Raw genomic sequence first — 21,011 nt, 5'->3', positions numbered from 1 at the left:
GGCCATGGGCAATGCCACCGAGTGGTACGACTACGGCGTCTACGCGGCCACCGCCTCCTATCTGACCGACGCGTTCTTCCCCGGTTCGCTGGGCACCCTGGGCACGCTGCTCGGTTTCGCCATCTCCTTCGTGCTGCGTCCGATCGGCGGCATGGTGTGGGGTCCGCTCGGCGACCGGGTGGGCCGAAAGTTGGTGCTGGCCACCACGATTCTGCTGATGGCCGCGGCCACGGGCTGCATCGGTATCCTGCCCACGCATTCCGCGGTCGGTATCGCCGCGCCGATCCTGCTGATCCTGCTGCGCGTCGTGCAGGGCTTCTCCACGGGCGGCGAATACGGTGGCGCGGCCACCTACATCGCGGAATCCACCGATGAGCGCCGCCGCGGATTCCTCGGCAGCTTCCTCGAATTCGGCACCCTGTGCGGATTCGTCGGTGGTTCCACGGTGGTCCTGATCCTGCAGGTTCTGCTCTCCGACGACGCGATGGGATCCTGGGGCTGGCGCATTCCGTTCCTGCTGGCGGTGCCGCTGGGCCTGATCGGCTGGTATCTGCGCAGCAGGCTCGACGAATCACCGGTGTTCACCGAGGTCGCCGAGCATCAGAAGGCCCAGGGCGGGCTGCGCGTCCTGCTGCGCGACTACCGCCGCGAACTGCTGACCATCGCCGGGCTGGTGGTCGCGCTCAACGTCGTCAACTACACGCTGCTGGCGTATCAGCCGACCTACCTGCACAACACCTTGGGCATGGGGGATTCCGAGACCACGGCGATGGTGCTGATCGGCCAGATCGTGATGGCGCTGGTGCTGCCGGTCTCGGGTGCGGTCTCCGACCGGGTGGGGCGGCGGCCGATGTGGCTGGTGTCGTTGGTGGGGCTGGCGATCCTGGCAATCCCCATGTATTGGCTGATGGGTCAGGGCGCGGCCTGGGCGATCGTCGGCTTCGTGGTGCTGGGCCTGCTCTACGTTCCGCAGCTGTCCACGATCTCGGCGACGTTTCCCGCGATCTTCCCGACGCAGGTGCGGTACGCGGGATTCGCGTTGGGCTACAACATCTCCACCGCCGCGTTCGGCGGTACCGCACCGCTGATCAACGAGTCGGTCATCGACGCCACCGGCTGGCATCTGTTCCCCGCCTACTACATGGTCGGCGCGTGCCTGGTGGGCCTGGTGGCGTGGTTCTTCCTGCGGGAGACCGCGGGCGTCTCGCTCGCCGGTACCGAGGTTCCCGACGCGGCCGACGAGGAACCGGTTCCGCAGCCGACCTAGGACGTCCGCAGCCGGTCGAGCCCTGCGCTTGCGGCGGATGCCGCGCTCGTGTGTGATCGAGCGAGCCCGCACGCGCAGGGCACGGCCGGGAAGGAACGACGAGTGCTCCCACTGGAGTCCGGGGATCCGGCGACCATCGGCCCCTACCGTCTGCTCGGGGTACTCGGCGCCGGCGGAATGGGCCGGGTCTATCTGGGCCGCAACGCCGGTGGCCGCACCGTCGCGGTCAAGGTGGTGCGCCCGGATCTGTCGGACGATCCCGAATTCCGCACCCGGTTCCGGCGCGAGGTGGCCGCCGCGCGGCGGGTGACCGGTGCCCACGCGGTGCCGGTCCTGGACGCCGATGTGGAAGCGGAGCGGCCGTGGCTGGCCACCGGGTACGTGGCGGGATTGTCGTTGCGCGAGGCCGTGGACTCGTTCGGGCCGCTACCGGAATCGGCGCTGGTTCCGCTGGCCGCGGGCCTGGCGCGGGCGCTGGCCGACGTGCACGCGGCCGGGGTGATACACCGCGACCTCAAACCGTCCAACGTGCTGCTGACCCTCGACGGTCCGCGGTTGATCGATTTCGGCATCGCCCGCGCCGCCGACGACGGCACGCTCACCACGACCGGCAAGGTGATCGGCTCGCCGGGTTATATGGCGCCGGAACATATTTCGGGTGATGCCCCGGTGGGACCGGCGGTCGATGTGTTCGCCCTCGGCGGGGTGCTGGTGTATGCCGCCAGCGGCAGCGGCCCGTTCGGTTCGGGTGATTCGATTCCGATGCTGTGGCGGGTGATGCAGGAACCGGCTCGGCTCGACGGCCTGCCGGCGGCGTTGCGTCCGATCGCGGGGGCGTGCCTGGACAAGCAGCCCGGTAATCGCCCGACGCCCGCCGAGGTCGAAAGACAGTGCGTGGCATTGGGTGACGCACGCTCGGGGTGGTTGCCGGGACCGATCCTGGAGGCGATCAGCCGTCAGGCGGTGATGCTGCTGGATCTGGATTCCGAGCCGGCGCCGCACATTCCGTCACCGCGGCCCGCAACGCCGGAACTTCCCTCCACGTTGATCGGTTCGGCAGGCCGGACCGGCGCCGCCGGGCACCCGCACACACCCGGTGCGCCGTCGCCACTGCCGGCGCCCTGGGCTCCGCACGGCGTTACCGCGCGCGTCGGGCACGGCGAAACCCCTGCCGCACAGCGGGATTCGTCGCGGCGACGGGTGGTTGTGATCGGATGCGTGGCGGTGCTGTTGGTCGCCACGGCGGTGATCAGCGCCACGCTCGCCTTCCGCAGCGCGTCCTCGGACGCTCCGGGATCGGCCGCCGGCACCGAAACCGCGGTCGAGACCGGAGCTTTCGAGGAGACGTCGACGCCGGAGGCGACGGCGGAGACGACGGCCGCGGCGAGCGAGTTGCCGGCGCTGCCCGCCGAGTACGCGGGCACGTGGAAGGGCACCGCGACCGACGGGCTGGCCACCTACGACATCGTCGTCACTTTGCACGCGGGCGCGGTGGGGACGGAACTGGGTACTGCGAGCAATACCGGCCGGGCCAGCGGTCTCACCTGCCGACGGGGCGAAACACTCGTTTCCGCGACCGATTCGGTGATCACGCTGCGCGCTCGCTTGGTGTCAGGGGCGTCCTGCACGGACGACGGCCAGTCCTCCACCCTCACACTGAACCCGGACCACACCGTCGCCTACTCGATGCCCGGCCCGATCGGCGCGATCGACGGAACATTGCGACACCAGTAAACCTGTTGCAGCACAGACGCTTTCGCCCACACCCATCTCATGCGGGCAGGCGCACCACCGCGATGGCCGGTTCGCTGAGGCTGCCCAGGTAGAGGGTCCCACCTGCTTCGGCGACGCCGGTGACCATCGCGTACCGGTCGGCTTCGCGTTGCAGGTCGTGGACGAGGGTGCCATGGAAGTCGTAGGCCTGCACCCAGACGGTGCGGGCGGGTTTCGGCTGCAACGCGGGAGGTATGGCGCGCACGATATGGCGCAGCACGCCGGGCAGCGGAAGCAGCCTGTCCAGGATCGGGTTTCGCGGTGTGACGAGCGCGGCCCAGATGTGGCCGTCGCTGCCGAGGCCGAGATTGTCGGGGCAGCCGGGCAGGTTCTCCACCAGATAGTCGGTGTGGCCGGCGCGGGGGCCGGTGAGGTGGTGGCGCGCGATACGGTAGCCGCCCGTCTCGGCGACCAGCACACAGGTGCGGTCGGGGGCCAGAACGATGCCGTTGGCGAATTGCAGTCCGTCGACGAGGGTGTCGATCCGCCCGTCGGGGCTGCGGCGGAACAGCCGGCCGGTGCCGGAGTGTTCGAGGATGTCGCCCATGTAGTCGTCGAGTGGGTAGCGGCGGGTGGATTCGGAGAAGTACACGGTGCCGTCGGTGTCGGCGACGACGTTGCTGGCGAAGTTCAGCGGCACGCCGTCGACCCGGTCGCAGAGGGTTTCCAGGGTGCCGTGCGGGCGGTCCAGACGCAGCAGTCCGCGCTCGGCGTCGCAGATCAGCAGCGATCCGTCGGCCTCGGCGTGCAGGCCCAGCGGCCGGCCGCCGGTATGGGCGATCTGCTCGACCGCATCGGTGGCCGGGTCGACCGCGAGGACGGCGCCGTCGCCGATGCCGGTGAGGATCCGCCCGTCGGGAGCGAGTACCACGTTCTCGGGACCGGTGCCGGGGAGTTCGAGCAGCCGCAGCTCGGGCATGGGCGGATCGCTGTGCGGGGCACGCGCCCGGGCGGGCGCCGGCGGGGGAGTCCAACGGGTCGGCTGGAAAGACATGACTCACCGTACCCACCGACTCCTCGCCGCGATCCAACAGATGACGGTCGCACGAACCCCACTACACCCGTTGACGGAGGACGCGATCCAGCGCAGTGGTACCACGCGGATCCGGCGGTGCGGTCGCGGCGATACCGATCGCCGCCGCGGGCCCCAGGAGAACTGCCGCGGCGGCGAGCACCGGAACATGGCAACGCCTACCGGCCCGCACCGCACACCGTTGCCGAAATTTCTCGACCAACAGAATGTTTTCCGCGTCGTCGCTCGGATCGAGTTGTTCGCGATCGAGCCGGTCGGATGGGTGTGGGGCGGGGAGGTGGTCGCTATCGGTCCAGGTTGTCCGCCCGGGCTCGCAGGTAGCGCTGTTCGGGGAGGCTGGTGGTGCGCCGCGCCGCCAGCCGGTAGTTGGTGCGAGCAGCGGCGTCGTCGCCGGCCAGCTCCTGCAGGTGGGCACGGACGGCGTGGAGGCGGTGGTGGCGAGACATTCGTGGGTCGTCGTCCAGTCCTTCGAGCAGTTCGAGTCCGGCCCGCGGACCTCGGGTCATCGCGACGGCGACCGCGTAATTGAGTGTGACCATGGGGTTCGGTGCGATCCGGCCGAGAATCCCGTACAGGACGCGGATTTGTTCCCAGTCGGTGTCCTCGGCCCGCGGCGCCTGAACGTGCAGTGCCGCGGTCGCCGCCTGAAGCTGGTACGGGCCGAGGACCGACGCGGACATGGCGGCGGTGACCAGCGCGGTGCCCTCGTCGATCAGGGTGGCGTCCCACAGGGTCCGGTCTTGCTCGGCCAGCGGTACCAGGGTGCCGTCCGGTCCGGTACGGGCCGCGCGGCGGGCGTCGGTCAGCAACATCAGCGCCAGCAACCCGGCGACCTCACCGTCGTCTGGCAAGGACCGGCGCAGCATTCGAGTGAGCCGGATCGCCTCCGCGGTGAGCTCGCCGCGGTGTAGATCGGGTCCGGAGCTGGCGGTGTAGCCCTCGTTGAAGATCAGGTAGAGCACGTGCAGGACAGAATCCAGCCGATCTGCCCACTCGGAGCCGCTCGGCATCGCGAACGACGCACCGACGGCCTTTATCCGCTGCTTGGCGCGGCTGATCCGGGGCGCCATCGTCGCCTCCGGCACCAGGAAGGCCCGCGCTACCTCTGCGGTGCTGAGCCCCCCGACGGCGCGGAGGGTGAGTGCGACCTGGGCGGCGGCCGTCAGCGCCGGATGGCAGCACAGGAACAGCAGCGCCAGCGTGTCGTCCTGATCGCCGGGACTTTCGTCGCCCGGCGTCGGCGCCAGGTCGGTGCCCGGCACCTCCTGGTGGGCCGCGCTGACCTCCCGGCGACGTCGGGCCTGCTCGCTGCGTACCTGATCGACCAGGCGCCGTGCGGCGACGGTGACCAGCCAGGACCGTGGGCTGTGCGGGACGCCCTGCGCCGGCCACTGTGTCGCCGCGGCGAGCAACGCCTCCTGGACGGCGTCCTCACACTCCTCGAACCCGCCGTAGCGGCGCAGGAGCACGCCCAGCACCTGCGGCGCCAGTTCGCGCAGCAGGTCCTCGAGCCGTACCGGGGTGCTCACATCTCCATCCCGGCCGAATCCATCAGTGGTCGTACCTCCACACCACCGGGGTGACCGCCCGAGAGCAGGGCGGCCAATTCCAGTGCGCGCTCCCGGCTTTCGCAGTCGACCAGGTACTGGCCGGCGACGTAGTCCGGGGCCGATGAATACGGCCCGTCGGTCACCGTCACCACGCCGCCGGAAACCGATACCACGGCGCTGATCGACGGATCGGCAATCACGTATCCGCTGACCAGTTCCCCCGTCTGCCCGGGCACCGCGAGGAACCGCTCGTGGTCGAACCCGTCCCCGGGCAGCGACGCGGCGCTCAGATACAGATTCAGCAGGAACTTCACGGTGTACTCAACGGCCTGCCGCGAAGACCACCGGCCGCACCTCGATACCGAGGCCCGCGACTCCGGCGTCCGGTATGAGCGCGGCCAGCTCCACAGCGCGCTCCCGGCTCTCGCATTCCACCAGGTAGTAGCCGCCGAGGAACTCCTTGGCTTCGAGATAGGGCCCATCCGTGACCGCCGGGACACCGGCCCGGACCCGGACCACGGCGCTCTGCGACGGGTCGGCCAGGGCGGCGGTACTGATCAGCTCCCCGGATTTCGTCACGGTTTCCATGAACGCACCATGGCCACTCATCACCTCGGTGCGCTCCTCTTCCGTCAGCGCATCCCAGATCTGCGGGTTGCTGTGCATGATCAACAAGAACTTCATGTCGTCGTCTCCTCGGATATTCGGGCCGGCGCTTCCGAGCGCCGTTCACCATCGAGTCGGAGCCGGTGGCACATTCTTGCGCACCTGCCCGGGGTAGAAGGGCTCAGGCGAAAAAGTCGAGCAGCAGCGGCGCGAGCAGTTCGGGCCGGCCGAGAACCTCGTGGTCGGCGCCGGGCAGAACTTCCCGGCGCGAGTGCGGGATGGCGGCGGCCAGGGCCTGGTTCGCGGTGTGGATCCACGGCCAGGTCTGGTCGCCATCGACGACCAGCGCGGGGATGGTGATCGCGGCGTACCGGTCGGATTGCAGACGCATCCGGGGACCGCAGACAGCGACGTCATAGGGCAGGGTGTGGGCCTGAGCGCGCAGGAATTCCCACATCGGCGCCGTGCGCATCTCGGCGACGAACGGTGCCGGCACCCCGACCTGCTCGGTGAGGAACAGCTCGGCCGCGCCGTCGTTGTCGCCGGAAGCGAGGAGAGCGACGAGCCGATCGAATACGTCGGCGGGCGGCTCGGCACGGTTACCGTCGACCACCGCGGGCATCTCGTACACGGCGACCTTGTCGATAGGCAGCCCGCGCATCACCGCTTCCAAGGCCAGGGCGGCACCGGACGAATGGCCGAACACGCCGGCGACACCGCCCACGTGCTCGATCACGGCCGCCAGATCGTCGATCTCGGATCGAACCGCGAAGTCGCCGCGAATATCGCTGCTGCCGCCCCGGCCACGGCGGTCGTAGCTGATCGCCCGGACGTGCGGGGCCAGAGTTTCCGCCAGGGCGGTAACGGTCGAGCGGTCGTTGAACGCACCGCCGATGAGGATCACCGGCGTGCCGCATCCGACGGTCTCGACCGCGATGGTGCTGCCATCGGTGGAATGGACGGAGGTCAGGACGGAACTGGTCACAGGCTCGTGCCTTTCGAGTGTCGTGGTGGCGGTCAGGCGGCGGTGGGGAACCGGAAGCCGAGGTGAGTGGCGGCAGGTGAATCGAGGACATGGAATCGGTTCAGCTCGATCACGGTGTCGGGCAGGTCGTCGAACAGCCGCGTGCCCTGCCCGAGCAGGACCGGTGCGATATGTACGTGCATCTCGTCGAGCAGTCCCTCGGCGATCGCCTGTTGCACGATCGTCGCACCGCCACTGATATGGACGTTGCGGTCACCGCAGGCGGCCTTCGCACGCTCGATCGCACCCGCCACGCCGTCGGTGACGAAATGAAAAGTCGTGCCACCCTTGCGAATCAGCGGTTCCCGCTCGCGATGTGTGACGACGAAGACCGGTGCGCGAAACGGTGGCGATTCACCCCACGGCTCCTCCCCGGAGTCGAACATCCTGCGCCCCATCACATATGCGCCGGCCTGCTCGAACATCTCCTTCAGCAGGGCGTCTTCGGCGTCCCGCACGCCGCCGTCGAACCCCGCGCGTTCACGCCACGCCCGATGTGCGACAGCCCATTCGGTGACGCGGAAGAATCCCTTGTCCAGGTAGGGCGGCTGCTGCGCGGCGAGTCCACAGATGTAGCCATCCACTGAGACCGTCATATCGGTGCGAACGTTGGGCATGTCATCTCCTCGACAGATGGTGGTGCGGCGGCCGTGTGCGCCGTTCACCATCGAGTCGGAGCCGGTGGCCCATCCTTGCGCACCGATCCTGTTCGACGACAGGGAGCCCGATGTCTTCCTTACTATCTCGCGGCGGCGGAGGCCGACGATCTGCCGGCCGCGTCGGAGATCCTGCGGAAGATGGCCTTGCCGGAGTACTGGCTGGGGACCAAACCCACTCCGTCCAAGGCCATTCCGACTTTCCGAGCGCGAGTCAGGCGGGCCGGGCCGGATCCGTCACGCTCGGTCCCGCGGTGCTGGTGACGTGGACGGGGAGGTTGTCGGCCCATGGCTGGCTTTCCACCATGTCGGCGACTCGCACGGTGCCCCTTTCGAATTCGCCGGTGGCGGCGTCGACGAGGCGGTAGGCCTGCACCTGGGTGTGGATGGGCTGGGCGTCGAGCAGCACGACGCGGACTTCGCCGGGTTCGAAGTGGCAGCGCTGCTGCAGGGCGGCGATGAGTTGTTCGTTGTGCATGTGGCCGTCGCCGAAGTTCCAGCCGATGGCGGTGCTGCAGATGCGTTCACCGTCGGTGATGGTGTATTCGTCCTCGCAGCCGGCGGGCATGGCGCGGTGTACGAGGGTGAACAGGGCGCGGCCGTGGGTGTTCATGGCGCGGAAGGCGTAACCGAGATACAGCGGGATCTGGGCCCGGTCCTTGCCGTAGTAGCGCTCCATCTGCGCCTGCGGCATGCTCGCGATCGCGACGATGTTGCGGTCGATCTTCTGTGCCGCGGAGGGTTTGATGCACCACACCGTGGTGTCCCAATTGCCGGCGTAGTAGCGCATCCCGGGCAGGAACGAGATCCGCGAGGGCAGCAGGTTGCCGGTGATCACGATCGCGACGAGGACCGCGAACAGCAGCACCGGCAGCCAGGGGTGGGCCGCGTCGGCGAAGCCGATATCGGCGTGGGCGACGAACAGCACTCCGAGCCCGAAGATCATGAACACGTTCCACTCGAGCGGTACGCCCATCGGGATGGCGGTGAGGATCGCCAGGTGGAAGCACAGCAGGATCACCGCCGCCACCGCGGTGGGCAGGCCGCCGTGGGAGAAGAACAGCACGATCGGCGCGCACATCTCCACCGCGGTGCCGCTGTGGGCGATCCACCGCGACAACCGGCCCGGGCGCAGATCCTCGGGGAAGTTCGCGAAGAAGCGGCGCTTCAACCATCGCGGACGCACGATCGGGCTGTTGGACATCATGGTCGAGACCACGAACGGGAAGTGCCGGTTCAGTTTCGAGGTCGCCGCACCCATCCAGATGACGACGAAGACGAGTTTGGCGGCGAGGATCGCATCGGCGCCGCCGAACAGGAATGCCACCGCGAGCGAGCCGTAGACCTCGCCGCGTGCGGCCAGGAAGATCACCTTGTCGCGCAGACCCAGCACCGCGAGCACGGCGACGACGAGGCCGACCTGCCAGGCCGGCAACAGTCCGACGGTGGTGTCGAGGGCGGGGATCGGTCCGGTGCCGTCGGACAGCAGCGCCCACAGCAGCACCACCAGCAGCAGTGCGTAGAGCGCGGCGTCGACCGGGGTGCGGGCGGTGCCGCGGGTCAGCGGGACGACGCGCGGCCACGGTGGAAGGCGGATCGTTCCGGGCCGCAGCCAGTACAGGATCGATCCCATCGGCGGGAAGTAGCGGTTGTTGAGCGGCCCGAATCCGCAGCCGAGCCCGATCACCTCGAACAGCATGGTGTAGAGCACGGCTTTTTCGAACACGATCGGTTCCGACCACCAGCTGCCCACCGCGGTGAATCCGTCGATGCCGCTGGTGCTCAGCGCGAACAGCCAGCCACCGAGGATGTAGAGGCAGATCTTGACGACGTAGAACAGGTGCAGCACCACCGGTGTGCCGAAGCCGACCTCGGCCCAGTGCCGCGCCATGAGCCGGATGCGCTCACTGCGGCCGCTGTTGTCCCACTGCTGTTGATCGACGACCGGCAGTTCCGGCTGAACGAACCCCATCACTCTCTCCGTTCCCGCGTCCGCGGCCGGTCACGGCACCATGACCGCGGTGTTGCCCTTCTCGCTCGACGTGACGATGATGTCGCGGCCGATCGGATCATCCACCGCGGCAAGGCTTTCCGGCGCCATGATCGCCAGGAACCGGCTGTCGTCGGCGTGCAGGCGCCCGACGACCAGTCCGGTGCGCGGCTCGAATGCGTGGCGCACGGTGTAGGTTTCGATCCGGGCGGGTCCGTCGACACGTGCCCGGCTGGACACCTGCGGGGCCGTCGCCACCGCGCGCTGCAACTGCGCGCTGCGGTCGGGCACCCAGGGCGCCGGCGCGGTCGAATACACCCCGACCGAATATTTGCTCATGATGCCGCCGTTGGCGCCGACCAGGCCGAAAGCGCCGGGCTGGTCGCGCATCCGGGCCACGGTCTCAGCGATGGCGTGCATGGAGTAGTTGTTGCCGGGGCCGCCGAAGAACGGCAGCCCGCCGGTCACGGTGAGCCCGCGCGGGTCGTCGGTGGCCAGTCCGGTGCCGTCGCAGACGTTGAACACCGCGACGGGAAAGCAGCTGTAGAGGTCGAGGGTGGCGAGATCGTCGAGACCGATTCCGGCCACCCGCAACGCTTCTCGCGCCGCCGTCCACGCGGTGGGCGCGGCCCCGAGGTCGGGGCGCGCGAGCAGGGTCTGTTCCTCGAGGTCGGCGTGGCCGCGCAGATACACCAGTTTGTCGTCGGGAACACCGAGTTCGCGGGCCTTGCCCAGCGACATCACCACGGCCGCGGCGCCGAGGTTGACCAGATCCCGGGCCACCATCAGGCGCGGAAACGGGTCGCAGATCATCCGGTTCGCCTCGGTGACGGTCGCCAGTTCCTCGGCGCTGCGCTCGATCGGCGCGGCGGCGAGGGGGTTCTTCGCGGCCACGGAGGTGAAGGGCGCCAGCAGTTTTCCCATCTGGAGGCGATACTGCTCCGGGCTCGCGCCCACGCGCGCGCGGCGGGCGTTCTCGAGCAGGCCGTATTGGGTGGGTGCGCCCATGACGGCGTGGGCGATCAGATTGTCGTCGACGAACGATTCGTATCCGAAGCCGCGGTCCTCGAGTTGGCCGCCGACGGTTTCGGTGAAGTCGGGTTTGTCGTCTCGGCCGGCGTAGTGGCGTTCGGTCGAGATCGCGTCCGATCCGGTGATCAGCACCGATTCCAGTCGCCCGGCGGCGATGTCGGCGGCGAACTCGGTGAGCAGATGTTGCGGGCCCTGCCCGCCGACCACCTCGAGCACGGCGCGGGCCGGGTCGATGCCCAGGCGCCGTGCCACCGAGCGCGGGTAGTTGTCGGAGCGGCCCAGCTGGGCGCGCACCGGCGCCGAGATCTCGAATTGGCGCACCCCGGCGATGAGTTGGACGCTCGCGGCGGCCTCGGCGTAGCGGACGCCGGTGTCCTCGAGGGCGGCGCGGGCGGCCGCGGCGGCGAGGTCGACCGACGACATCTGCCGGTACTCGGAACTGTCGATGCGGTCGATCGCCTGTCCGACGCCCACGACGACCGGCGTACGCGAATCCACCATCAACGGACCCCACCACTGCGTGCGGTCGTGCCGGCTCCCCGTCTCATGGCTGTGACAGTAACACGAGAAATAGAACCTGTTACAGACGTTTGTCTCAGGTGGTGGCCCGCTGCGAGGCCGCGGCGTGCTCGCCGAGATCGGCGAGGGTGAGCCGGTGCCGCGGCGCGTAATCGACGACGGTGTGGCTGGTGGTCACCAGATCCGGTCCGACGTGCAGCAACCGGCCCACCGGCAGCTCACGCCAGCCGGGATCGCTGTCCATGCGTTCGGTGGCGATCACCACGGCCGGATGGTCGGCGAGCGCGGGTGAGTGGGCGCGCATGGGCCCGGTGCCGGCGTGGTCGAGATGTTCACCGCCGCCTGGTCCGCCCGCGGCTCGTTCGAGGACGAACAGGTCGTGGGTGTCGGGATAGCGCAGCGCCCACAGATCCTCCGCGGTGGTGAGCACGAAGTTCAGCGCGAAGACAGGCAGGTTGTCCGCGATCCACCCGACCGCCGCGCCGATCCCGGCGACGACATCGCCGTCGTGTTCGTCGACGCATCGGGTGACGAGCGCGAAGACCCGCTCGGAATCTGTCTGCCCGGCGACCAGGTCACGGTAGTCACCCAGTGCGCTTTCCAGTTCCGGCAGCCCGCCGACGACGCCGTTGTGGGCGAACAGCCGCCCGTGTTGCTCGAACGGGTGGGTGTTGGCCGCGACCGTCGCACCGGTGGAGGCGTAGCGCACGTGGGCGAGGAAGGTCGCCGACTCGCACTCCATCGCCTCGCGCACGAACTGCTTGTCCTCGTAGGCGGCGATGGGCTGTTTGCGCACCAGCGGCCGGCCGTCGGCTTCGAAGATGCCCAGCCCGGTGCCGTCGGGTTCGCGGCGGCTTTGTCGGGCCAGGCTGTCGGAGGCCTCCAGCAACCAGAACGTCGCGTGCACCCGCTGCGGTGCCGCACTGAGCCCGAACAAACGGCACATCGATTCACCTTTCGCCGCACCGGCACGGACCGGAGATCCACCTCGGACGAAAATGCTTGTCGCGGTTCGATATTCAGTGCACGGCCGGCGGGGAACCCCGTCGAGAACGCGGCCCGGCCGCCGCATCGACCCTACCCTGGCCGCGGCGAAACGCGAGGCCCTTCGGCCCTGGATCGGCGGTTGCCCGCAGTGCACCATGAGGTGATCGGCATGTACTGGAACCGGAGAGGGGTGCTTGTGGCGAGGAAACGGTGGAGTGAGCTGGACGAGCGGACGCGGCGGCTGATCGTGGCCGCGTCCGTGGTCGAAGGGATCTTGAAGCTCGCGGCGCTCATCGATATCGCGCGCCGGCCGGCCGCCGAGATCCGAGGGTCGAAACGGCGGTGGGCGACCGCGGTGACGCTGCTCAACTCGGCGGGCGCGGTGCCGATCGCCTACTTCCTCGCCGGACGCCGGCAACCGGGCACGCATTCCTGAGCCCGGTCACCGTTCGCCGCGGTAGTCCTGGCATCGGCAGCGCTGCGTCGGCAGCCCGCCGCCGCCGTCGCGCGAGACCAGGACTCCCGCGTCCACGGCGCTGCGGCAGCGGCCCGATACCGGGTCGTGCACGATGTTGGAGTGCCCGCACTGCGAGCACAGTCGACGGGTCACCTTCCGCGGCACCAGGACCAGCAGCACCAGCGCCGAGAACGCGACGGTGACACCGGCGAACCTGAGCAGATGTGGCCAATCCATCTCACGACCTCACTTTCCGGCCGAGTCCGCCGCGGCCGCCCGCGATCAACGCCGCCGCAGGTGCATGCCGTAGGGGACCGCCTCGAGCAATGTCACGTTCACCGACGCTCCACTGGGAATCCGGTACGAGCACACCTGCCCGGGCCGGGCGCCGGTGAGCGCGCGGCCCAGCGGCGACTCGGGCGAATAGACCTCCAGTTCCTCGGTGTCGGCGCCGTCGCGCCGGCTCAGCAGGAACGTTTCGGTCTGCTCGTCGTCGAACCGGACGGTCAGCACCATCCCGGGTTCGGCGATGCCGTCGTCGGCGGGCGCCTGCCCGACCACGGCACGATCCAGCAACTCCTCCAACTCCAGCCGGCGCAACCGCCGCCCGGCCGCGGACTGTCCGTCCTCGTCGCCGGGGCCGTGCTGCGCCGCCCGCAACTCCAGCAATTCCCGCCGTAGCCGCTCGTACGCGTCCTGCGTCAACCAGACGCCTTCGGTTCCCGTCATCTCATTCTCTTCGTCCACTGCCGACAACACCCCGGACCCCGGGCGGCACCACATCCGCCGCACCGAGGGTCCACCTCCAGAGTGACCCGCCGGCGCACCCGCTACATTGTCGGTAGCCGACAATCTCCCCGGCACACATTGTCGCCGCCGAACAGCGCCGCAGTCCCCGACGACCAGGAAGGAGCCGTGATCGGTACCGATGGTCAAACTGGACCGGCTGATCAACATCGTGAGCCGCTACGGCGCCCGCCTGCACGGCACCGTCGTCGACCGCACCGTCGAGATCCACAGCGTCGCGGTCCACGACCCGATTCGCCCGCACGCGGCCACCGGCGACGTGTTCCTCGCCGTCGGCGCGGCGGATCTGGCCGAAGCTCTCGCTCTGGGCATCGATGCCCGCGCCGGCGTGATCGTCGCCCGCACGTCCGAGACACCCGATGCGCGGATCCGGCAGTTGCTCGACGATCGCGGCCCCGCTCTCATGACCGTCGACCCGAGCGTGTCCTGGAGCCAGATCGCCTCGGTGGTCTACGGGCTGGTCCTCGAGGGCCGCGAAACCGAATCCGGGCGCGGTCCCAGCGATCTGTTCGCCCTGGCCGACACCATCTCCGCGTCCCTGGACGGACCGGTGACGATCGAGGATCAGCTCTCGCGTGTGATGGCCTACTCCACCGCGCACCACGACACCGACCCGGTCCGCTCGGACACCATTCTGGGGCGGCGTATGCCCGATCGGGTACGCCGATTCTTCGAGGAGCAGGGCATTTTCGCCCACCTCGCCCGCTCCGACGCGCCGCGCTACATCCCGCCCGCGCCCGAGCACGGATTGCACGGGCGCACTGTCGCCGCGGTGCGTGCGGGCCGGGAGCTGCTGGGTTCGGTGTGGGTGTCCGGACGCGAGCCGCTCTCGGGGGATCGGGCCAGAATCCTGCAGGAGGGCGCGCACACCGTCGCGTTGCATCTGCTGCGGTCACGGGTCAGTGCCGACCTCGAGCGGCAGGTCGAGTCGGAGCTGGTCATCGAGTTGATCGAAGGCAGTCCCGACGCGGAGGCCGCGATCGGCAAACTCGGCATCCCGGCACGCAATCTGCGCGTCATCGCCTTGCAGGCCCACGCCGAGCAGGAACGCAACGCCGGCATCCTGCTGGCGTTCGAGCGGGCCACCACCGGTTTCGGCTGGTCGCGCCTGGGCCGCAGCACCCTGTTCGGCAATACCGTCTACACACTGCTGCCGGCCGGTGACGACCCGGCGCCGGCGTATCGGTGGATCGCCGATATCGCCGCGAGCCTGCCCGCGCACATGACCGTCGTCGCAGGCATCGGCGGCACGGCCGACGCGCGGGAGCTGCCGGCCAGCCGCCAGGAGGCCGACGAGTGCATGGCACTGCCGGTGACCGCAACCCGGGAGCCGGCCTGCTACGACACCGCCTGGGACCGGGTCCTGATCCAGCGCCTGCGGTCGATGGCCTCCACGGGCCGGCTCCCGTCCCGCGATCCCGTCGCCCAGCTGGCCGAGATCGACGAGCGGGCGGGCACCGCGTATCTGCCGACGTTGAAGGCCTGGCTCGAAGCCCACGGCGATCCGGCCACCGCTGCCCGCACCCTGGCCGTGCATCCCAATACCGTCCGTCACCGCATGCGGCGGATGCGCGAACTGGATTTCCTCGATCCCGACGATCCGGCCAAACGCACGGCGATGCTCATCGCCCTGTCGATCCACACCGGCTGAGCCGCGGCCGGTCGAAAATCGATGGAGACGGCGTTCCGGCCGGGCTAACGTCGCGCGGCATGAGCGTCGACGCGCAGGCCGGCAACTGGATGGAACTCAACCGCGCCAACTGGGACGAGCGCGTGCCGATCCACGCGAGGAGCGACTTCTACGACCTGGACGGTTTCGTCGCCGGCGCCGAAGCGCTGCGCGACTTCGAACCCGCAGAGGTCGGCGACGTGCACGGAAAACGCCTGCTGCACCTGCAATGTCACATCGGCACCGATACCTTGGCGTGGGCGCGCCGCGGCGCGAGCGTCACGGGTTTGGACTTCTCCGCGCCCGCCGTGCGCACCGCCACCGGCCTGGCGGCCCGCATCGGTGTCACCGGCGCGCGGTTCGTGACCGCGAACGTCTACGACGCGGTCACCGCCCTCGAGCGGGACCGCTACGACATCGTCTACACCGGTGTCGGTGCCCTGATCTGGTTGCCCGACCTGGTGCGCTGGGCATCGGTGGTGGCCGAGTTGCTCACGCCGGGCGGCTTCGTGTACCTGACCGAATTCCACCCGTTCGGCGACATTCTCGCCGAGGACGACGGCCGCACCGTCGCCTACGACTATTTCGATCCGGCCCCGCAGGTGTGGGACGAACCCGGCACCTACGCCGATCCGGACGCGCCGACCACCGCGAACGTGACGGTGCAGTGGCAGCACGGCATCGGTGACATCGTCACCGCGATCGCCGGGGCCGGGCTGCGCCTGGAGTTCCTGCACGAACACGACTTCACCCTGTACCCGCGATTTCGTACCCTGGCCGAGAACGGCGGCCGCTACCGCCTGCCCGCGGGGCAGCCGCGCGTTCCGCTGCTGTTCTCGCTCCGGGCATCGAAACCGCACGACCGAATCACGCAGGCGCCGTGAGTTTTCGGCCAACAAGGCCGTCGTGGGCATCCGTGTGACATCGCCCGCCCGTCGGGGTTATCCGCCGGCCCGGTAGTGATCCGGCCGCGGGGTGAGGTCGTCGAGCACCACGAGGTTTCCCCCTGCCTGTTTGGCCCGGTACATCGCGGCGTCGGCGGATTGCAGCAGCCGGTCCGGGGTCGGTCGCGGGCAGCGCGGGCAGATCCTCGTGTCGTAGACGGCGACACCGACGCTCGCGGTCACCTCGACCGTGTTCTCGGATGGTTCGGCGACCGTGCGGCGCAGGCGTTCGGCCTCGGTGCGGGCGGCCTCGGCGGTGATCGGCGCGGCGACGACGAATTCTTCCCCGCCCGTGCGTGCCACCACGGCGGAGCGGCCCGCTGCCTCGTGCAGGCGTTGCGCGGTGCGCACCAGCACGGTGTCGCCGGCGCGGTGTCCCCAGGTGTCGTTGACGTTTTTGAATTTGTCGAGGTCGAAGGTCATGACGCTGATCGCGGGGTGCTGGTCGAGCAGCAACGGGAGCCGGATCTCGAGGCCGCGGCGGTTCAGCAGTTCGGTCAGCGGATCCGACAATGACTCGGTGCGCAGCAGCCAGTACAGGATCTGCAACGCGGGCAGGGCGCTGACCACCGACACGAACAGCAGCAGCCCCACCGCGAGGGCCAAGCGCAGGGGTCCGCCGCCGGTGGCGATACGCGCCGACACCACGATCACCGACAGCAGCGACCACGCCGAATGTGCCGCCAACGCCCGCGCATTGTGGAAGAAGCCGAGGTAGCTGCCGGTGACCACGAGCAGGACGGTGCCCATCGCCGCGAACACCCGATCCGGCACCTGCAGGAATTCCAGGATGAACAGCACGTCGGCGCCGCCGATCAGCAGCAACGATTCGGTTTTGCCGGGCCAGCGCCAAAACCACCAGCGCAGTGCCCACAGCGTCCCGCACGACACCCCGAACGCGGAGGCGACGCCGGGATGACCGGGCGGCCCGACCGGTGACCCCGTGATAACCGCTCCCATCGCCGCGATCATCGCCCCGGAGACACCGACCAGCACCTTCAGCGGACCCAGCGCGGATCGGGCCGTCAGGCTACGGACCAGCCAGCAGTAGTCGACCGGATCGTTCCACCAGGCCCGTAGTGTCTTGCCGCCATTCATCGACTCACCCTCGCACCCGGCCGGGTTGCCCGGCCGTCGCTCGATCCCAGTGCGAGAATCCCTGTGCGAGGGTCTCGGGAATCTCATCAGCTGATCGGCAGCAGTCTAGACCGGCAACTCGGGCCCATCGGGCAAAAATGTGGCACTCGCGCGAGGTGATGTCGAGGGCGCGGTCGGACACTAGGATGAACGCCTGTCCACAGCACAGCCGACGCCGGACCCAGCGGGTGCGGAACTCACCGACGAGGCACGATGGCATCCACATCCACCCCAGCGCCCGGGCGCACCGAATTCGATCTGGGACAGGTCACCTTGCACGCCCTCACCTGGGGCGACCCCGCGGCGCCGCCGGCACTGTGCCTGCACGGCTACCCCGACACCGCGTGGACGTGGCGGCATCTGGGGCCCGCGCTGGCCGATCACGGGTACTACGCCGTCGCACCGTTCAGCCGTGGATACGCTCCGTCGTCGGTGCCGGCCGACGGTGACCTGTCGACCGGCTCGCGCGTCGCCGACGCGCTCGGTGTCGCCGAGCGGCTCGGCGCCGACCGCGCCGTCGTCATCGGCCACGACTGGGGCGCCTTCACCGCGAACGCCCTTGCCGCCCTGCCCGATTCACCGTTCCGGGCCTTCGTCGCCGCAGCCGTCCCGCCACTGGCCGGCGTCCGGATCACCCGCGACAACGTCGCCCGCCACATCGGGCGGATCGTGGCGCAGTCGGTGAACAGCTGGTACATCCTCGCCAACCAGATCCCGGCCGTTCCCGAACGGTTCTTCACCCCCATGACAGCCTTGCTGTGGCGCCGATGGTCTCCCGGATACGACGCCACCGACGACCTCGCCCACCTCGCCGCGGCCGCACCGCCGGATCACCGCTCGGCGATCATCGGCTACTACCGGCAACTGGTCCGGCCACGGTCGACGCGACCCCGTGACCTCGACCGCCTGCTGATGGCCCCACCGATCCACCCGATGCTGCAGCTCTACGGCGCCACCGACGGATGCCTGCGTCCCGGCTTCTTCCACGATCTGGACCGGCACCTGCCCGCGGGCAGCCGCGTCGTCCGCATCGACGACGCCGGACATTTCCTGCATCTCGAGAAACCGGCCGCGGTCGGCGAGATCATCCTCGACTACCTCGGACCGGGCCGGTAGCGGCGGTTCACGACGCCGTTTCCCCGATCAGCCGGCGCAGCAAGGCCGCGTGGTAGAACAGCGACTCGACATCCTCGGGTCGTTGCATCTCCCCGAAGTGCACCCGGCGGGCGCCGGTGCGCAGGAACACACACGCCCAGACCACGGCCGCGTACACGAAGAACCACCGCAGATCACCGAGCTCGACACCGGTGAGGCGCCGATAGGTGTCCCGGACATCGTTCTCGCGCAACACATCCGGCAATCCCGGCAGGCCGGCCAGCCCGCTCAGTTCCTGAAACACCTGGTGCGCGAACACACACCACGCGACGTCGAGTTCGCGCGGGCCCACCGTGGTCATCTCCCAGTCGAGGACGGCGGCGGGACGGAAGTCGCGGTAGAGGACGTTGCCTATCCGCGCGTCACCCCACAACAGCACGGTCTCACCGGCCGCGATCTGTTCGGGCCAGTGGCTGTCGAGCCAGTCGAAGGCGCGTTCGACCAGCGGCGAACCCCCGATATCGGCGACCGAGAACTCGTACCATGTCCGCAGCCAGGACAGATTCTTGGCCAGGGCGGTGTCGCCGGCGCGGTCGGCGACGAGGAAACCGAATGCGGTGCCGGCGCCGGGAATCGAGTGCAGCCTCGTGAGCACCTCGATGGTCGCGTCCTGCAGTGCGCGCTGCTGCTCGGGGGCCGCGTCGAAGAACCAGTTACCGCCGAACGTATACGGCATCACATCGGGCGGGACGACCCCCTCGACGTAGTCCATGATGAAGAACGGTGACCCCAGCACCGTTCCGGTGTTCTCCGAAAACCGCACCGGCGGGACCGGGATGCCGGCCCTGCCGGCGGCCTCGATGACCCGGGCTTGGTGGTCCAGACGGTAGACCGGGAAGACGGGGACGTCGGCGTCGGTGGGCGCCACCCGCATCACCCATTTCCGGTCCACGCGCGCGCCGTCGTCGTCGAAGCAGGCGGTGAGCACGATCGTCTCCGAGGACATGCCGTTGGCGTCGATCCCGCCGACGACGGTGATCTCGGGCCGCTGCCCGTCCGGCATGACCGTGGCCAGCCAGTCGGCGAGGATCGACGGCAAGCGGGTGACGTCGCGGCTCGAGCTTCGCAGCCGGCTGACGTTCTCCACGGTCGGTTCGGTAGCCAAGGCCGGCTCCTTTCACTCGGGCGGGTCACCCACGAGACGTCCCGCTCTCACCGGGCGACCATCGTGACCGGCATATGCCGGACCCCGGTGTGTTTGTTGCTGCGGACGTACTCGACGGGCCCACGCGGAGTGACGGTCTCGACCCGATCCAGTAGCGCGTCGAACATGACCCGCATTTCCATCCGCGCGAGCGAAGCGCCCAGGCAGAAGTGCACGCCGCGCCCGAAAGCCAGGTGCGGGTTGGGGTTTCGGGTGATGTCGAAACGGTGGGGATCGGTGAACACCCGGTCGTCACGGTTGGCCGAGGCCCACCACAGCGTGACCTTGTCACCGGCGGCGATGCGGTGGCCGTCGATCCACACGTCCTCGGTGGCCGTGCGCCGGTTGTAGGGGGTCGAGGACGCCCAGCGCAGCATCTCCTCGACGGCGGCCGGGAGGCGAGTCCTGTCCTGCTGCAACTGTTTCCACAGCCGCGGCGACTCGCAGAGCGCGGCCGTGCCGATGGCGATCGAGTTGCGTGTCGTCTCACTGCCCGCGGCCACGACGAGGCTCAGGAACAGGTGTTGTTCGGCATCGGTCAGCGGCTCGTCGTCGACGAGTGCGTGCGTGATCACCGACAGCAGATCCTCGCCCGGCGCGGCGCGTTTGCGGTGCAGCAGCTCCGCGGCGTAGGCGAACATACGCGCTTGTGCCTTGGCGAGACGGTCGTCGACCTCGCCCACCTCGCGGCCGTCGTAGTCGAGGGTGACGTTCGCCCAGTTCATCAGTTCGTGGCGGTCGGCTTGCGGCACCCCGGCCAGCTCGGCGACGGCCTGCAGCGGCAGTTCCGCGGCCACGTCGGTGAGAAAGTCGCACTCACCCTTCGCCACGGCCGCCTCCACGATGCCGGCCGCGCGCCGGCGCAGGTCGTCCTCGATCCGCCGCAGCGCTCGCGGTGTGGTGCTGGGGGCGAGCAGGCGGCGGATCTTGGCGTGGCGGGGATCGTCCATCATGTTCAGCAGCGCCCCGACCGGCACCCCCAGCGGCATATCCTCGAGCGTGGTCCCGCCGCCGTCGCGGCCGCCGCCGGATGCGGAGGAGAAGACCGCGGTGTCGGTGGCCGCGGCGACGATGTCGGCGTAGCGGCTGAGCACCCAGAAACCGTCGCCGCCGGGGCTGTGCGCGGTGGGCGGATGAAACCAGACCGGCGCTTCCTCCCGCAGCCGATCGAAGACCGGATGGGGAAAGCCGCTGGTGAACCGGTCCAGGTCGGTCAGGTCGACGTCCTCGTCCACGACGTTCGCGCCTCCTTGCCCACAGC

20 protein-coding genes are annotated in these 21,011 nt (G+C 69.3%); 6 read left to right on the top strand and 14 right to left on the bottom strand.

Translation table 11 applies throughout. The features are described from left to right. Positions 1-4: 4 nt before the first annotated feature. A complete protein-coding gene (locus NA3_RS15615) occupies positions 5-1,267 on the top strand; it encodes an MFS transporter (protein ID WP_062964607.1) in 1,263 nt (420 codons plus the stop codon). A gap of 102 nt (positions 1,268-1,369) precedes the next feature. Beyond that, positions 1,370-3,001, top strand: coding sequence for a serine/threonine-protein kinase (locus NA3_RS15610; protein ID WP_062964348.1), 1,632 nt, complete (start codon positions 1,370-1,372; stop codon positions 2,999-3,001). A 37-nt stretch (positions 3,002-3,038) separates the two neighbouring features. On the opposite strand, the gene NA3_RS15605 is transcribed toward NA3_RS15610, so the two are convergent. The 9 genes from NA3_RS15605 to NA3_RS15565 form a co-directional block, all read right to left on the bottom strand. Continuing rightward, a complete protein-coding gene (locus NA3_RS15605) occupies positions 3,039-4,034 on the bottom strand; it encodes an SMP-30/gluconolactonase/LRE family protein (protein WP_227995205.1) in 996 nt (331 codons plus the stop codon). A gap of 323 nt (positions 4,035-4,357) precedes the next feature. Continuing rightward, positions 4,358-5,602 carry an RNA polymerase sigma factor gene (locus NA3_RS15600; RefSeq protein WP_062964346.1) on the bottom strand — a complete coding sequence of 415 codons (1,245 nt, stop codon included), beginning with the start codon at positions 5,600-5,602 and terminating at the stop codon, positions 4,358-4,360. Beyond that, entirely contained in the window at positions 5,599-5,937 is a 339-nt protein-coding gene (locus NA3_RS15595) for a YciI family protein (protein ID WP_062964345.1), read from the bottom strand. The genes NA3_RS15600 and NA3_RS15595 overlap by 4 nt, the downstream gene beginning before the upstream one ends. A 7-nt stretch (positions 5,938-5,944) precedes the next feature. Next, positions 5,945-6,307 (bottom strand): YciI family protein, encoded by a 363-nt coding sequence (locus NA3_RS15590; RefSeq protein ID WP_062964344.1) that lies wholly within the window; start codon positions 6,305-6,307, stop codon positions 5,945-5,947. A gap of 103 nt (positions 6,308-6,410) precedes the next feature. After that, complete coding sequence (locus NA3_RS15585; RefSeq protein WP_062964343.1) at positions 6,411-7,214, bottom strand: alpha/beta fold hydrolase; 804 nt, start codon at positions 7,212-7,214, stop codon at positions 6,411-6,413. Positions 7,215-7,246: 32 nt separating this feature from the next. Continuing rightward, entirely contained in the window at positions 7,247-7,870 is a 624-nt protein-coding gene (locus NA3_RS15580; protein ID WP_062964606.1) for a dihydrofolate reductase family protein, read from the bottom strand. 253 nt (positions 7,871-8,123) lie between these two features. Next, positions 8,124-9,881 (bottom strand): DUF3556 domain-containing protein, encoded by a 1,758-nt coding sequence (locus tag NA3_RS15575; RefSeq protein ID WP_062964342.1) that lies wholly within the window; start codon positions 9,879-9,881, stop codon positions 8,124-8,126. A gap of 30 nt (positions 9,882-9,911) precedes the next feature. Then, positions 9,912-11,432 carry an acetyl-CoA acetyltransferase gene (locus tag NA3_RS15570; protein ID WP_157126566.1) on the bottom strand — a complete coding sequence of 507 codons (1,521 nt, stop codon included), beginning with the start codon at positions 11,430-11,432 and terminating at the stop codon, positions 9,912-9,914. A gap of 94 nt (positions 11,433-11,526) precedes the next feature. After that, positions 11,527-12,396 (bottom strand): class II glutamine amidotransferase, encoded by an 870-nt coding sequence (locus NA3_RS15565; RefSeq protein ID WP_062964340.1) that lies wholly within the window; start codon positions 12,394-12,396, stop codon positions 11,527-11,529. A gap of 237 nt (positions 12,397-12,633) precedes the next feature. Here NA3_RS15565 and NA3_RS15560 point away from each other — a divergent pair, with 237 nt between their 5' ends. Beyond that, positions 12,634-12,873: a hypothetical protein gene (locus tag NA3_RS15560; RefSeq protein WP_063917524.1), complete on the top strand. Its 240-nt coding sequence runs from the start codon at positions 12,634-12,636 to the stop codon at positions 12,871-12,873. A 6-nt stretch (positions 12,874-12,879) separates the two neighbouring features. On the opposite strand, the gene NA3_RS15555 is transcribed toward NA3_RS15560, so the two are convergent. Together NA3_RS15555 and NA3_RS15550 are read right to left on the bottom strand one after the other, a co-directional pair. After that, a complete protein-coding gene (locus NA3_RS15555) occupies positions 12,880-13,131 on the bottom strand; it encodes a hypothetical protein (RefSeq protein ID WP_062964339.1) in 252 nt (83 codons plus the stop codon). Between the two features lie 45 nt (positions 13,132-13,176). Beyond that, the gene (locus tag NA3_RS15550; protein WP_062964604.1) at positions 13,177-13,623 is read right to left on the bottom strand and encodes a GreA/GreB family elongation factor; all 447 of its coding nucleotides are present in this window, start codon (positions 13,621-13,623) and stop codon (positions 13,177-13,179) included. Positions 13,624-13,822: 199 nt separating this feature from the next. On the opposite strand from NA3_RS15550, the gene NA3_RS15545 reads away from it, so the two are divergent. Both NA3_RS15545 and NA3_RS15540 read left to right on the top strand, forming a co-directional pair. Next, entirely contained in the window at positions 13,823-15,352 is a 1,530-nt protein-coding gene (locus NA3_RS15545) for a PucR family transcriptional regulator (RefSeq protein ID WP_062964338.1), read from the top strand. Between the two features lie 59 nt (positions 15,353-15,411). Beyond that, the gene (locus NA3_RS15540) at positions 15,412-16,254 is read left to right on the top strand and encodes a class I SAM-dependent methyltransferase (RefSeq protein ID WP_062964337.1); all 843 of its coding nucleotides are present in this window, start codon (positions 15,412-15,414) and stop codon (positions 16,252-16,254) included. Between the two features lie 57 nt (positions 16,255-16,311). Here the strand turns inward: NA3_RS15540 and NA3_RS15535 are convergent, their stop codons facing one another. Next, the gene (locus NA3_RS15535; RefSeq protein WP_062964336.1) at positions 16,312-17,412 is read right to left on the bottom strand and encodes a GGDEF domain-containing protein; all 1,101 of its coding nucleotides are present in this window, start codon (positions 17,410-17,412) and stop codon (positions 16,312-16,314) included. 252 nt (positions 17,413-17,664) lie between these two features. Here NA3_RS15535 and NA3_RS15530 point away from each other — a divergent pair, with 252 nt between their 5' ends. Beyond that, complete coding sequence (locus NA3_RS15530; RefSeq protein WP_062964335.1) at positions 17,665-18,567, top strand: alpha/beta fold hydrolase; 903 nt, start codon at positions 17,665-17,667, stop codon at positions 18,565-18,567. A 7-nt stretch (positions 18,568-18,574) separates the two neighbouring features. Here the strand turns inward: NA3_RS15530 and NA3_RS15525 are convergent, their stop codons facing one another. Together NA3_RS15525 and NA3_RS15520 are read right to left on the bottom strand one after the other, a co-directional pair. Beyond that, positions 18,575-19,711: a phosphotransferase family protein gene (locus NA3_RS15525; RefSeq protein ID WP_062964334.1), complete on the bottom strand. Its 1,137-nt coding sequence runs from the start codon at positions 19,709-19,711 to the stop codon at positions 18,575-18,577. 47 nt (positions 19,712-19,758) lie between these two features. After that, positions 19,759-20,985, bottom strand: a complete 1,227-nt coding sequence (locus tag NA3_RS15520; protein ID WP_084491581.1) for a cytochrome P450 — start codon at positions 20,983-20,985, stop codon at positions 19,759-19,761. Positions 20,986-21,011: the final 26 nt, after the last annotated feature.

Source organism: Nocardia africana NBRC 100379 (genome assembly GCF_001612635.1).
Taxonomy (GTDB): domain Bacteria; phylum Actinomycetota; class Actinomycetes; order Mycobacteriales; family Mycobacteriaceae; genus Nocardia; species Nocardia africana.
The sequence above is the reverse complement of the archived record's forward strand: the minus strand, read 5'-3'. Positions and strand labels throughout refer to the sequence as shown.